At 66.3% G+C, this 14,058-nt stretch carries 11 protein-coding genes; 3 read left to right on the forward strand and 8 right to left on the reverse strand.

Going from position 1 to position 14,058, the window contains the following annotated elements:
- Positions 1-194: 194 nt before the first annotated feature.
- Complete coding sequence (locus VM621_RS12840; protein WP_325469360.1) at positions 195-416, reverse strand: hypothetical protein; 222 nt, start codon at positions 414-416, stop codon at positions 195-197.
- Between the two features lie 313 nt (positions 417-729).
- On the opposite strand from VM621_RS12840, the gene VM621_RS12845 reads away from it, so the two are divergent.
- Positions 730-3,648: an autotransporter outer membrane beta-barrel domain-containing protein gene (locus VM621_RS12845; RefSeq protein WP_325469361.1), complete on the forward strand. Its 2,919-nt coding sequence runs from the start codon at positions 730-732 to the stop codon at positions 3,646-3,648.
- 55 nt (positions 3,649-3,703) lie between these two features.
- Here VM621_RS12845 and VM621_RS12850 read toward each other — a convergent pair whose 3' ends face one another.
- Positions 3,704-4,582, reverse strand: coding sequence for an EamA family transporter (locus VM621_RS12850; RefSeq protein ID WP_325469362.1), 879 nt, complete (start codon positions 4,580-4,582; stop codon positions 3,704-3,706).
- A 127-nt stretch (positions 4,583-4,709) separates the two neighbouring features.
- On the opposite strand from VM621_RS12850, the gene VM621_RS12855 reads away from it, so the two are divergent.
- A complete protein-coding gene (locus tag VM621_RS12855) occupies positions 4,710-5,837 on the forward strand; it encodes an aminotransferase class I/II-fold pyridoxal phosphate-dependent enzyme (protein WP_325469363.1) in 1,128 nt (375 codons plus the stop codon).
- 38 nt (positions 5,838-5,875) lie between these two features.
- On the opposite strand, the gene VM621_RS12860 is transcribed toward VM621_RS12855, so the two are convergent.
- Complete coding sequence (locus tag VM621_RS12860; protein WP_325469364.1) at positions 5,876-7,591, reverse strand: M1 family metallopeptidase; 1,716 nt, start codon at positions 7,589-7,591, stop codon at positions 5,876-5,878.
- A gap of 207 nt (positions 7,592-7,798) precedes the next feature.
- Between VM621_RS12860 and VM621_RS12865 the strand changes: the two genes are divergently transcribed.
- On the forward strand, positions 7,799-8,878 hold the full coding sequence (locus tag VM621_RS12865; protein ID WP_325469365.1) for a redoxin domain-containing protein: 1,080 nt from the start codon (positions 7,799-7,801) through the stop codon (positions 8,876-8,878).
- 124 nt (positions 8,879-9,002) lie between these two features.
- Here VM621_RS12865 and ssb read toward each other — a convergent pair whose 3' ends face one another.
- From ssb to VM621_RS12890, 5 genes are all read right to left on the reverse strand, one after another.
- Positions 9,003-9,608, reverse strand: coding sequence for a single-stranded DNA-binding protein (gene ssb / locus VM621_RS12870; protein ID WP_325469366.1), 606 nt, complete (start codon positions 9,606-9,608; stop codon positions 9,003-9,005).
- 168 nt (positions 9,609-9,776) lie between these two features.
- Positions 9,777-10,322 carry a fimbrial protein gene (locus VM621_RS12875; protein WP_325469367.1) on the reverse strand — a complete coding sequence of 182 codons (546 nt, stop codon included), beginning with the start codon at positions 10,320-10,322 and terminating at the stop codon, positions 9,777-9,779.
- On the reverse strand, positions 10,319-12,754 hold the full coding sequence (locus VM621_RS12880) for a fimbria/pilus outer membrane usher protein (RefSeq protein WP_325469368.1): 2,436 nt from the start codon (positions 12,752-12,754) through the stop codon (positions 10,319-10,321). Before VM621_RS12880 ends, VM621_RS12875 begins: the two co-directional genes overlap by 4 nt.
- Positions 12,747-13,496: a fimbrial biogenesis chaperone gene (locus VM621_RS12885; protein ID WP_325469369.1), complete on the reverse strand. Its 750-nt coding sequence runs from the start codon at positions 13,494-13,496 to the stop codon at positions 12,747-12,749. The genes VM621_RS12880 and VM621_RS12885 overlap by 8 nt, the downstream gene beginning before the upstream one ends.
- The gene (locus VM621_RS12890; RefSeq protein ID WP_325469370.1) at positions 13,493-14,053 is read right to left on the reverse strand and encodes a fimbrial protein; all 561 of its coding nucleotides are present in this window, start codon (positions 14,051-14,053) and stop codon (positions 13,493-13,495) included. The genes VM621_RS12885 and VM621_RS12890 overlap by 4 nt, the downstream gene beginning before the upstream one ends.
- Between the last annotated feature and the right edge of the window lie 5 nt (positions 14,054-14,058).

Raw genomic sequence — 14,058 nt, forward strand, 5'->3', positions numbered from 1 at the left:
TTCCGGTACGAAACGCGGAGGACCTGTCTGAGCAGCGAGGGTGGGCACCGAAGGCTCTGCGCCGTAACGTCCGCGCTCGCCGCGGCATCAGCCGCTGAGTGAACCGATGCCTTCGGCGTCCCCGGACTTCCGCGATGAACCAAAAAAAAACCCGCCGCTCCCGAAGGAGCGGCGGGTTCGGTGGTGCGTACTACTTACTGACCAGCGGCGGTCGAAGCCGGAGCCGGAGCGGCCGTGCCGGCAGCAGCCGGAGCGGTCGTGGCAGCAGCCGGAGCGGCCTCAGCCGGAGCAGCAGCGGCCGGGGCGGTGGCAGCGGCGGCCGGAGCGGCGGCCGGGGCAGCGTCTTCGCTCTTGTTGCAAGCGGAGAGCATGGCGGCGGCGACGAAGGCAAGGGCAGTGATCGAAGCAATCTTCATAGGTGTGGCTCCTCAGTTGTTATGTATAGGCGCAAGCGCGACGGCGGATACCCCCGGACGGCGGGCCCTCCACGGCTTTCGCCGCGCGTGCAGATGATAAATGGTTTCATCCCTGGCGTGCCCGTGCGAAGACAGACACGACAAGATTGCAACGATCATGATGAAGCGTAGATGTCTGGTGAAGCAAGCGTGACGTCATCGCACGCTTTTTTCAGAATAATCGCGTTACACCTTCGGAAGCCAGCCCCTAGCCTTGTCAGCCATAAATTGCGATTCGGACGCCCCGTCCGGTCGCCTGACAAGGAGAAAGGGAATGAGCACGGAAAAACTGATTAAAACCCGGCACATGGTGGCGATCTTAGCTGCTTTTGCACAGCCTGCCATGGGCGCAGAGGGACCACCCTGGGTTGTCGATGGCGGCGATTTCGATCTCCCCGCAGGATCTTGGCAGACCACGTCGCCCGACGTTCCCGCCCTGTGGCTCAAGGGCGGGGCCACGGCGACGGTGTCGAACGCCACCCTGAAAACCTCCGGCAAGAATGCCCATGCCATCAGAACCGAGGGGGTCGGCGGTGCGCTCACGCTGAGTGGCACCGGCCTGCACACCTCGGGCGTCGGTGCATACGGCTTGCGGATAGACGGAGCGGGTCCAACGAAGCTCACCGACGTCACCCTCTCGACCGAAGGCGGCGGCGCCTATGGCGCACGTTTCGGAGGCGCGAACGTGGAGGGTCGGATCGTCGGCGGCAGCGTCACCACCACCGGCTACGCCGCCATCGGCATCCTCGCCGAGGACGGTGCCCAGTTCTCCGTCGATTCGACCTCGATTTCCACCGGCAACAAGGCGGCGCACGGTTTGGCGGCGCACGGACCATCCGCCGCCCTGCGGGCCGTCAACGCCACGATCGAAACCCGGGGCGAGGGCGCGAACGGCGTTCTGGTGTCGAGATCGGTCACCGCCGTTCTGACCGACACGTCGATCACCACCGGGGGTGACGGCGCCAGCGCGATGCATGCCAGCGAGGAAGCCGGCCTGGTCACGATCACCGGCGGACGCTGGCGTACCACCGGCCGCCAGGCGGCGGGCTTCGAGGGCGCGAATCGATCGTTGGCGAAGATGAGCGGCACGTTTATCGAAACCGTCGGCTTCAACGCTGCGGGCATCCACGCCAAGGCGGGGTCGCTCAGCATGAGCGATGTCGATATCGTCACCCACGGCAATCAGTCGTTCGGCATCGTCGCGACGGGCACCGACTACCCCGACCGACCGCCCTCGGTGGATGCCACCCGCACCCGCATCTCGACCGGGGGCGAAACCGCGAACGGCGCCGATGCCAGGGAAGGCGCCCGGATAACGCTGGACGACACGGACATCGGCACGACGGGAAAGTACGCCAACGGTCTGAGCGCGTGGAAAGCCGCGATCGTGGTCAACCGGAGCACGATCCGCGCCGCCGGGGTGGCGGCCTACGGGGCCGACGTGAGTGAGGGCGGCTCCCTGACGATGCAGGGCGGCACGATCGAAAGCGTGCAGGCGGCCGCACTTCGCCTGTACAACCCGACCAGGGTTCGCATCGGCGGCGCGGCGACGCTCGGTGGCGTGGCTTTCGTCGACGTCTACCCCACGTCCACCCTGCCCTTCACCGTGGTGCTCGAAGGCAAGAGCCAGGCGACAGGTGACATCCGTCTGGCGCAAACCACGGGCACGCCGGTCCCCGACGCGACGAAGGCGTCGCTGAGCCTGCGCAGCGGGGCCGTGTGGCAAGGCGGCACCGATATCGTTCGCGACCTCACGCTGGAAGACGCCGGCCAGTGGTCGATGACGCGTCAGAGCCTGGTCGGCAAGCTCTCCAGCGATCATGGCGTGGTCACGTTCGCTTCGGCGCCCGGGACATTCACCACCCTGACCATCGCCGGCGATTACAACGGCAACCAGGGACTCTTCCGTATGCGCAGTCGCCTCGGCGACGACACCTCGGCATCCGATCTCCTGCACATCATGGGCAACACCTCCGGCAACAGCTTCATTGCCGTGGATGCTCTCGATGGCGCCGGCGACTACACCAAGGACGGTATCCGGCTGGTGCAGGTGGACGGCAGTTCCGACGGCCAGTTCGAACTTGCCGGTCGCGTCGTGGCAGGCGCCCATGAATACTTCCTCTATCAGGGCGCGCTCAACGCGGCGAACGACGGCCACTGGTACCTGCGCTCGTCGCTGGAACCGGAAACGGTCGACCCCACCATCGTCGATCCACCGGTCACGCCCGAAACGCCCGAGCCCGAGGTGGACCCGGATCCGGTCGTGGTCCTTCCGCGCGTGCTGCGCCCTGAAGTCGGCGCCTATCGCGCAAACCAGACAGCTGCCCTCGAGATGTTCCAGGGCGGTCCCGGCGCCGGCGAAGACGACGAACGCGATGGTGCCCGGCATGGCGTTTGGGCACGTTTCGACCGACGTCACACCCGCTTCGACATCGGCAGGGAGCTGACCACGACCTCGTCGGCCAACGAGCTCACGCTGGGCGCCGACCTGCTCCGCCGTCCAGACGACGAAGCCCACCTCGGGATCATGGCTGCGGTCGGTCGTGCCGATACCCGCGGCACGTCGCTGCTGACCCGGTACGCGGCCCGGGGGCGAGTGCGCGGCGCCGCCGCCGGGGTGTATGGCGGGTTCCGTGGCGACGACGGAACGTATGTGCGCGGATGGGCGCAGTACGCTCACGTCAACCAGCGTGTGGAAGGCGATGCGCTCGCCGCCGAGCGCTATGGCACGGGCATGCTCACGGCCAGCGTGGAAGCGGGCCACCGCTGGCGGCATGCGCTCAACCGCAGCACGGACACCTACATCGAGCCGCAGGCGCAGATCCTGATGACCCGGCTGCGTGGCGGCACCCACCGCGAGGTCAACGGGACACGCATCGCGCCGCTCCACGGTACGGGCGCCACGGCGCGGATCGGCGTACGCGCCGCGGCGCGCTGGAACACGCCGAATGGTCACGTCGCGTCGCCCTACCTCGCGGCGAACTGGATCCGTCGTCTCGGGCACCTCGATGCCACGACCTTCAACACCGAGGCATACGACGCTGGTGTCCCCCGTAACAGCTACGGGCTGAAGCTCGGCGTCGCGCTCATGCGCCGTAGCGGCTGGCGACTGTGGACGGACGTGGAAACCCGTTTCGGCGCGCATCGCTATCGTCGGGTGGTCGGCTCCATAGGAATCCGCAAGGTCTGGTAAGCGCGAAACCGTCTCGGGGCGTCATGCCGACAGGCGCCCCGAGACGGGGCTCACCTCAGCCAGCCAACTCGACCGCTTGCGGACGCGACCTGCGCGCCGTGACCGTACTGCCGATCGAGGCCATCACGATGAAGCCGATGGCCAGCCACTGGCCGCCGGCGAGGTGCTCGCCCAGCAACACCATGGCGAGCAACGATGCGACGGCAGGCTCGAGGCTCACCATGATGCCGAAGGTTTCGCTCGGCAATCGCTTGAGCGCCATCATCTCCAGCGACATCGGAATGGCGCTCGATACGATGGCCACGCCAAGGCCGGCAAGCAGAATCATCGGATCGAGCAGGCTCGCACCGGCGTGCGCCACGCCGTAAGGCACGACGACCAGGCTCGCCGCCACGAGGCCGAGCGAGACCGATTGCCCGGCATGCAGGTGCCCCGCCTGTTTGCCGAAGAGGATATACAGCGCCCAGCAGACCGCCGCGCCAAGGGCGAACATCACGCCTGTCGGGTCCAGCATGCTGTTGTGACCGAGCGGCAGCAGCATCACCAGGCCGGTGATAGCACTGGCCAGCCAGACAAAGTCCACCGCGCGCCGCGAGGCGACCATCGCCACGGCAAGCGGGCCGCTGAATTCGATAGCCACCGCGATGCCGAAGGGTATGGTCCTCAGCGCCAGGTAGAACAGCAGGTTCATCACGCCGAGGGTGAGTCCGTACCGGATGACGAAGCCGGCATCCCGTCGGCTCAATGGCCAGCGCCACGGCCGCCAGAAGATAAGCAGGACAAGGGCGGAAAAACCGACGCGCAGGGCCGAGGTGCCTTCGGCGCCGATCAGCGGAAAGAGCTTCTTCGCAAACGACGTGCCGATGCACAGCGATGTAACCGAACCAAGCACAGCGAGTGCCGGGAGCACGAGGGAGGGACGTGGGGAGGTCATGCATGCACTGTAACGGCTGCCGCAGGGGACGCCCATGGGGCTGAACATCACTCCTGACAGGAACTGTAGACAATTTGTCTATACCAGACATATAGTCCACGTCACGATCGCCTCCCGATGGCCACCGATGACCGCCCTGCCCGACTTCCGCCTCGAAACGTATTTCTCCCGCTGGGAGTTCGCCGCGCGTTTCCACCTGACGGCTTCGGACGCCCAGAGCCTGCGGGTGGACGAACTGCTCGCGCTGGCGGAGCCGGCAGACCGCGACGCCTTCCAGTCGTTGCATCTCGGCTACACGCAGACCTACGGAGCGCCCGCCTTGCGCGAGGCCATCGCCACTACGTACGAGGTTCGCAAGAGCGACGATGTGCTCTGCTTCGCCGGTGCCGAGGAGGGCATCTACATCGCTATGCGCGTCTTGCTGGGTGCGGAGGATCACGCCATCGTCGTGACTCCGAATTACCAGTCGGCGGAAACGGTGCCGCTGTCGATCTGCGAGGTGACCGGCGTCGCCCTGGATCCCGACGATCATTGGTCGCTCGATATCGATCGCGTCGCTGCCGCCATCCGGCCGAACACGCGAGCGATCTCGATCAACTTCCCGCATAACCCCACGGGCAAGATCCTCGAACGCGATCGTTTCGACGCGCTGGTGGCACTGTGCCGTCAGCATGGCATCTGGCTTTTCAGCGACGAGGTGTACCGTCCCCTCGGTCCCCCAGGCACCGTGCACCTCCCGCAGGCGGCCGACATCTACGAGCGCGGCATCTCGCTGGGCGTCATGTCCAAGGCCTATGGCCTGCCCGGCCTTCGCATCGGCTGGATCGCCTGCGCCGATCACGCGCTGCTGCAAAAGATGGAGCGCTACAAGCATTACCTGTCGATATGTAACGCCGGTCCATCGGAACAGCTCGCGATCGTCGCGCTCAAGGCGCGAGAGACGATTCTCCAGAGGAACCGCCAGATCGTCGGCGACAACCTTGCGCTGCTCGATGCTTTCTTTGCGGCGTGGCCGGAGCACTTCCAGTGGTACCGGCCCGACGGAGGTTGCGTGGCGTTTCCACGGTATCTCGGCCCGGGCAGTGTCGAAGCGTTCGCCGCCGACCTTGTGGAGCGGGCCGGCGTGCTCTTGCTGCCCGCCGAGCACTACCGATCCGATCTGGCCCCGACACCGACCGACCGCTTCCGCATTGGCTTCGGCCGCGCCGATTGCGCCGAAGCGGTGGCGGCCCTTGACGACTATCTGCGTCGCTGACGACAACACGTGTTTCGCGTAGCGATTTAGCGAGGGCTTCACCGCCCCTTGGTTTTTTGCTCCTTGACGTACTCCCTGTACGCCTCGACACCCTGGTCGCGACGAAGCAGCTTCGAGTCGGGATCCAACGTGTAGATCGCATGATCGGGCAACGTCACTTCGCCCCGGCCGTCGGCCATGGGCAAGGTCAGCACCTGGTCGCCGACCCGCACGTCTACCGGCATCGGGAAAGGGCCCTTGCCCGGCACCGACCAGGCAAGATGCAGGACCTGCCCCTCACGCGTCACCTGGAGATCGGGTAGCGCGGCCTGGTAAAGATAGACGTCGAAAAACCAGTGCAGGTCCTTGCCGGTGACTTTGTCGACGATGTCGATGAACTCGCTCGTGGTGCCGTACCGCGGGGCGAAGTTGCCGGGAACCGGGTGCTCCGTGCCATAGACCAGCAGGCGTACCGAACGGTAGAAGGCCTCGTCGCCGATGAGATTGCGCAAGGTGTGCAGCATCATCGCACCCTTGCCATAGATGTCCTGCCCCGGACCGCCGCGCGAATCCTCGTAGACATCCTCCTCCCGTCGCGGCTTGCCCGAGACGATCGGATGGCGATTGGCAAGGCCACTGCGGATCCGCATGAGGCTGGCGAAATAGGCCTGCTTGCCACCGATGGACTCCGCGTACAACGGCTGCATATAGGTGGCGAATGCCTCGTGCAGCCACATGTCGTCCCAGTTGGCATTGGTCATCTGGTTGCCGAACCACTCGTGCGACAGCTCATGCTGGAGCAGGTCGTCGTAGCCGTACGGCGTTTTCGCGTACTGGTTGCCGTACGCGTTGATCGTCTGGTGCTCCATGCCCTTGAACGGTGTCTCCGCCACGCCCATTTTTTCCGCGCCGAACGGGTACGGGCCGATCTTGCTCTCGAGAAAATCGAGCATCGGCGGGAACTCGGCGAAGAGCTCCTTCGCCTGCTTCTCGTCGTCCACGTACCAGTAGTGGAGGGGGATGACGTTGCCGAAACGACTGGCATACGGCGCCGACAGTTCGCGATAGGGGCCGATGTTCAATGCGACACCATAGGTGCTGACATCGTGGCTGCGCCAGTGGTACGTGCGCATGCCGTCGACCTCGTCCATGCCCATCGCCACGCCGTTGCCTACGGCAACCAGCGGCGTCGGCACGGTGACATGCTCGTCGACGAGTTTCGGCCGGCCCATCGGATGGTCGATGCAAGGCCAGAAGATGTCGCAGCCTTCGCCTTCGACCGCCGTGGCGATCCATGGCTTCCCGCCGGGCGCGGTCGCCCATACGAAGCCGCCGTCCCATGGCGCGTGCACCGCGATGTGCGGGCTGCCGTGGTAGATCACCCTGACCGTCGTACGCGCGCCCGCCTGAAGAGGGTGCGGCAGATCGATTTCCAAGCGGCCTTGCGGATTGCGGAACGCGTGACGGGGCAGCGCCTGCCCGTCGACCTCGACCGCATCGATGGGCAGGTTGCGGTCGAGATCGAGCACCGCCCGTCGCAGCGGCGCGGTCAGGGCAAAGGTCAGCCTCGCGTCCCCTTCGATCCAGTGCCGAACAGGGTCCACGCGAAAGCTCAGGTCGGCATGCTCGAAGGTCACGGCCAGCTGTTCCGGGGCGCGGGGAGCGCCGGAATTGACGGTGTAGTCCGTCAGCGCCGGAGGCGCCGGCGGGGTCGAAGGCGTGCAGGCAACCGCGCCCAGCGCAAGGCTTACGCCAAGCAGCAACGTATTTCGCATGATCGGTAAGGCCATCAGGGGAAGAGAAAGCGCGGGAGCTACCATAGCCACCCGTCCGCGCCTCGTCATCGGTCTTTAGATGGGTATGCGGAGGTACCCGGAGCATGTAGAACCTTATGCCCGCTGCCGTCGGCGCTTCGTCCAAGCCATTCGACGGCCAAGGGCCGATCCTGTCGTGGCAGACAGACGCCAGGAGTCCGGACCGCCATGAAAGCACTCAGACTGCTACACCTCATGGCGGCGAGCGCCCTCGCGATCGGAGCCAGCTACGCCTATGCCGGAGCCCCCGCTGCGACGTCGGTGCCCTCGGCGCAGGTCCTTCCGGTGGAAGGGACGTTCCCCGCGTTGAGTGGCGCGACGTCGTGGCTCAACGGACCTGCCCTGAACAGCGCGGACTTGCGCGGAAAGGTCGTGCTGGTCGATTTCTGGACGTTCTCCTGCATCAACTCGCTCCGCCCATTGCCTTATCTCCGCGCGTGGGCAGCCAGGTACCAGGCGCAAGGCCTCGTGGTCATCGGGGTGCAGTCGCCGGAGTTCGCTTTCGAACAGCGGCTCGACAGTATTCGCGATGCCGTGAGCCGTCAGGCGATCCGCTTTCCCATTGCGATCGATAACGGGCATCGCGTGTGGACCGCGTTTCAGAACGAGTACTGGCCCGCCATCTACCTCATCGACGCGAAGGGGCGTATTCGTTATCACCGCTTTGGCGAGGGCGACTACGACCTGACTGAGCGAGCGATACAGCAGCTCTTGGCTGAAGCGGGCGCTTCGGATGTGGACCGCAGTCCGGTCAGCGTACGCGGAGAAGGCGTCGAAGCGGCACCGGACTGGGATAACGTGAAGTCGCCCGAGACCTATCTCGGTTACGCGCGGACGGAGCGATTCGTATCGCCCGGAGGTCCCGTGCAGGACACGCGACACGCCTACAAGGCACCGGCATCTCTCGATCTCAACGATTGGGCGCTCGTCGGCGAATGGACCATGGGTGCGGAGGCGACCACGGTCCGCAAAGCCAATGGCCAACTGCTCTTTCGATTTCATGCCCGCGACCTGCATCTCGTCGCCGGTCCCGCCACCCGCGGCGCCCCGGCGCACATCCGGGTACGGATCGACGGTAAGCCACCGGGTAGCAGTCACGGCGCGGATACCGACGATCAAGGTAACGGGACGATCGATGGTCACCGCCTTTATCAACTGATCAGACAGAAGGCACCGATCGAGGACCGGACGGTCGAGATCGAGTTCCTCGACCCGGGCGTGGAAGTGTTCGCCTTCACGTTTGGCTGACTGGTAGCGCGCGACTGGCGCAAAAAAAAAGCAGAGCGCTTGCTCTGCCTTTTTTCTCTGACAGGTGTCGCGACGTGATTCGCTGCCGAGGCGATTCCTGTCTCGACGCGATGCCGGCCGTCGATCAGAACGGGATATCGTCGTCGTCGAAGCCTTCGTTGACCGGCGGAGCGGAGCGCTGCGGGGGCGCGTTGCCACCGCGAGGCTGGCCGTAATCGTCGCCACCGCGCGAACCGCCGCCGTAGTTGCCACCGCCGCGCTGCTGGCCGCCACCGCCGCTTGCGCCGGCACCGCCGCCGTAATTGCCGCCGCCACCGGCGGCGCGCGCCTGCTGTGGACGAGCGCCACCGCCGCCCTGGCCGCCGCCGAACCCGCCGCCTTCGCCGCCACCGGCGTTACCGCCGAGCATCTGCATTTCGTTGCCGATGATGTCGGTCGAGTAACGCTCGACGCCATCCTTATCGGTGTACTTGTCGGTGCGCAGCGAGCCTTCGATATAAACCTGGCGACCCTTCTTGAGGTACTCGCCGGCGATTTCGGCGAGCTTGCCGAACAGTTTCACGCGGTGCCACTCGGTGCGCTCCTGCTTTTCGCCGGAGGCCTTGTCGGTCCAGGCTTCCGACGTGGCAATGCGCAGGCTGGTGATCGCCGTGCCGCTGCCCGTGTACCGGGTCTCGGGATCCGCGCCGAGGTTGCCGACAATGATGACCTTGTTGATGCCGCGTGCCATGGATTTCCCTCGTCTATGTGTCTTCCCGCCCATCACAGCCAGCCTGCGCATAGCCAGCCTGCGCCACCTACGGGCCGGCGGGGTCGGACCGGGTAGTTTGGGCGATGGCCGCCCTCACCGCAAACCTTTCGATGTGGGCGTGTTCCATCACGAGCCCGCGCGCCAGTCTCATTCCCACGTGATCTGAACCAGCGCCGTTCCCAGGGCATTCCCGGGCTTCAATGGGCCGACCCTGACATACCGCGCCTCGAAGCGTAGCTCGGGCGCGATACCGCCCAGTTCGAAGGCGACCGGCGACAACCCGTCGGGCAGGACCGGCTGACCCGAACCCGTGCGCATCTCGATGGCCACCCCGCGAGCCTCGCCGGCGGTGGCCAGGTAGCGGGGGTCTTCGGCCGCCGCCAGCGCGCGCATGACCACGGACGCGCGCGTGGCGCCCACGCACTCCGCGCCGATGAACGCCGCCGCCCGCCAGCTGCTGCCGTCTCCCACCGAGGGGAGATCGGCAAGCGGAACCTCGCCAAGGTCGATACGGATCCGCTCCGCGACCAGTGTGCAGGACGGCGTAATCGCTCCCGTGACGTCGAATCGGAGGGTCTCGGCTGAACGGAGGGCGCGGGCGGGCGTGGGCGCCACGGCCCCGCACGCCATGCCGGAAGCCAGCGCGAGGCCAAGGAAGCGCCAGGCACCGGGCCCGTGAAGCCCGGCGCTCATCGGCACACTCCCGCCAACCGCACGAGTCCATGCGCGGCCGTGGCGCCCCCTTCCGGCCGGATCACGCAGCGATCCGCCGGCCGGGGGCCCCAACGAATCGTCAGGGCTGCGTCCGGCACGACGTTACGGACGAAGATGCTCCCCGCCTGGCCGACCACCCCTACCGACCGGCCGTCCTCATCCAGCACGTCCGCGCCGAAAGCGGGCGGCGAACCATCCGCCAGACGTACCACGAGAAGCGAAGTGCGGCCGACGTCGGTCTCGAACGGCACCCTTACGAGCGCGCCTGCCGTGGGCGCGACCCGTCGGCGTGTCGAGGCGAAAGACACGTCCAGCGACAATCCGGTCGGATCGACCTCGACCGCATTCCAGCGGAACGGTGCGAGGTAAGGCACGGCGCCGTAGCCACGTCGGTCGAGTCGCACGCCCACCGCGGATGGCAGCCTCGCCCCGGCGGCTCCCGGCGCGTGGACCAGCGCCATCGCCGCGCCCAGCCTTTGCGCCCGCGTGACGCCATCGCCGTGGAACAGCAGGGCACCGCCGGTGGAGAAGGACTCTCCATGCGCGGTGCCGGATCGATCGATGGCGAGGCTCGACTCACCGCCACTGGACAGACGGGAAGCGGATAGTCCCATCCGGCGATCGTTGCGGGCACCCTGTTCCACGAAGGCGCCGTAACCGAGTTCGCGGTCGGGGCCGGCCGCACCGGCCAGGCCGACATGCACGCGTCCCCCGTTATGCCGGTCGCCAAGACCGACGACGGCGAACGATGGCGGGGAGGACACCGCCCCCATGGGCATCGAAACCCCGACGCGCAGGCCCGCGTCGTCGATGTCGTGGCGCAGGGAGAGGTCGAGCGCGACACTCCGCCATCCGCGCGTCCAGGCCAGCGCATACGAGTGCGCCGATCCGGAACGTTGCGGACGAACGGCATGTCGGGTCCGACGGTAACTGGCGCTCGCCGTGAGCATGCCGCCATCCGCCGACAATTCGCGATGAAGCGCGACGTCGAGTCGTTCCTCGTCGATCGCCACGCCACGTTCGCGCACCGCGCTCACCCACACGCTTGTCCTGTCGCGCCAGCGCCGGCCGTGGCGAAGGCGCCAGGTCCTGCCACGGCCGGTGCGATCGCGTGGCGGGCGACTGCTGAAACGGCTGCCGGTGAAGTCGACAGCGAAGGCGCCGACTGGGGTATCGACCGCTCCACCCAGCAATGCCGCGCTACGGTCGCCCCATCGACGCAAGCCGGTGTACAGCGTGGTATCGCGCGCATATCCCCGCCGCCACACGGCCTGGATCAGGTTGGCGTCCCGACCGCGTGCGAGCGGCGCACGGCCTGCGCTCATCGCCGACAGGCTTTGGCCTTCGCCGAGCAACTCCGGCATCGCGAAGAACGGCAGCCGAAACGATCGGCGCTCGCCGTCTTCCTCGTACACGACGACGTGTAAATCGCCGCCGCGACCCAGCCCCTGCAGGTCGTCGATAACGAAGGGTCCCGGCGGAACGGAGAGCTCTTTTACCAGGACCCCCGCCTGGCTCACTCGCACCCGCGCATGCGTTCGCGCCGTGCCACGCACGGTCGGTTTGTAACCCAGGCTCGCGTCATCCTTCATGCGCGCATCGCTCGCGAGCGTCATGCCGCGCATGCGAACGGGCGCGAACATGCCGTCACCCGCCATGAGTTCGCCGATACGCCACTGCGCCTTCCAGGCGTCGACCTGCCTCTCGACGTACAGATGCTGGCGGGTGTAACGCGAGGCACTCCACGACCCTGCGCCTCGTGCCCGCCAGTGTCCGGCATTGACGCCCGCCTCGTGAGCGAAAAAGCGGGATGTCCGCGAACGGTTTCCCGTCGTACCGCGATGGACGTTGAGGTGCCAGGCAAGCAGACCCGACGGGATGCCCGCATCACGCGCGGATGGTGGGACCAGGCCAGGACGACGGCGTGCGAGCGCCGCCTGCGGTACCTCGATGTCCAGCCTTTGCTCGCTCACGTCGAAGCGGGCAGTCGCGCCGGGCACGCGATCGCCGACGGCGAGGCAACGGTCGTCGCCGCCCTCCGCGTGCGCGGCCAGCGCCACGCCTAACGACGTCAGCGTCGACGACGTGAGGCAAGGCATCGCATCGTTTTGGGCGTCTTCGGCGGCGAACCTGACACGGCGACGCGCTTGCCATTCACCGTTCAACCAGATGTCCGCTTCGTAGCTGCCGGGCATGACCGGGTTGCCTCGCGCGTAGCGGGATAGATCGACGTTCATAGCGGAACCACCGGGTAGAAATGCGGGATTGAACTCCACGGTCTTGCCGTCCTTCGATGCAGGGACCTCGGCCCAGGCTAGTGTCGCGCCGGACATCAACGCCGTTCCCGCCGCCAGCACGCAGGCGCGAAGTGCCGGCAAAGCCGCTTGCCGGGGCAGGTCTTTTTCAGTCATCGACCGCGGTGGCGGCGAGCTTCGCCGCCCCGGAAACGATGGCGCCGTAGTCGTTGATGTTCGCGAACTTCACCGTGGCATCCGACGGCACGGACGCACCCTTCGGCCATGGCCAGTTTGTATGTCCCATTGCCGTGACCATTCCGCCGCCCAGCGACAACGGTTTGTCCGGCGACCCGTCCGTCATGACGGCAACCTCGTTGAAGGAAAGGACATAAGGGGTGGGGTTGCTGACACGAAGCCGGCGCATCGCACCGTCGACTTCGATCGACCACGTCAGGAGTGACGGCGCGATGGCTGGTTTGACGCCGAGACCGGAAGGTCGGTGCAACAGCTTGAGCCGGTGCCGGAACGCGAACTGCAACGTATTGACCGTCTTTCCGGCATCGGGGCTCGGCGGGATTTCGAGAACATTGAGCCAGTACAGGACTTCGTGATCCGTCGGTGCCTGGTCACCGATATGAACGATACGAAGCGCATGCCCACGACCGGGATCGATGCGAAATATCGGTGGCGTTATGGCAAAGGGCGCATGGGCATTCTCCGGCGTGGATCGATCGTCACCATCGTCGATCCACGCCTGGACCAGCGCAGGCTCCGTCCCCTTGTTCTCCACGCGCACGGCCACATCGCGAGCCTCTCCCGGAAACACGATACGCGTGGCGCCGATGACGATGCCGGCGCTGGCTTCGGGGACGGCGCATGCGGCGAGGACGAAAGCCGCCAGTACACGGGTCTTCACTGGTAGACGACCTGAAATCCGACGCGCGAATTTGCGACCCCCTTCTCGGCCTTGCCCAGGCTGTAGTACCGCGCGATCAGCGGAATCACGGCACTGTTCCCGACGATGGTCGCGCCTTGCGCGTCTTCGGTGTACATGTTGATCGGCGTGCCGTCCTCATTGGCGATCTGGATCTGCACGTTCTTCGCCGCGTCGACGACCGCGTCGATGTTCAGGCGACCGGTAGCGCGATCCAGCGACGGGCTGGCCGGATCGAAACGGATCGTCGCCATGCCGCCATCGACGCATTCTTCGTTGCCGCCGATATGGATCTGGAAGCTGCGGTCGCCGGCCGTCTGTCCTTCGGTCGCGAGATGTCCCGCACTGACTTCACCGAAGTCGACCTTCTTCGTGGCGGCGCCCGAGCCGGGTGGGTTGCCTTCCACCTGGCAGGTGGTTGCGGTGATGCGGCCGGCGATCTCGATGGTTCCGTCGTTGGTGGCGTTGGCGGGGGTTGCGAACGCGAGAGGAATCGCGACAAGCGCGATCGCGAGGGACGAAGCGGTAATGGCGTTCACGGCAA

Source organism: Luteibacter sp., assembly GCF_035539195.1.
Lineage (GTDB): Bacteria > Pseudomonadota > Gammaproteobacteria > Xanthomonadales > Rhodanobacteraceae > Luteibacter.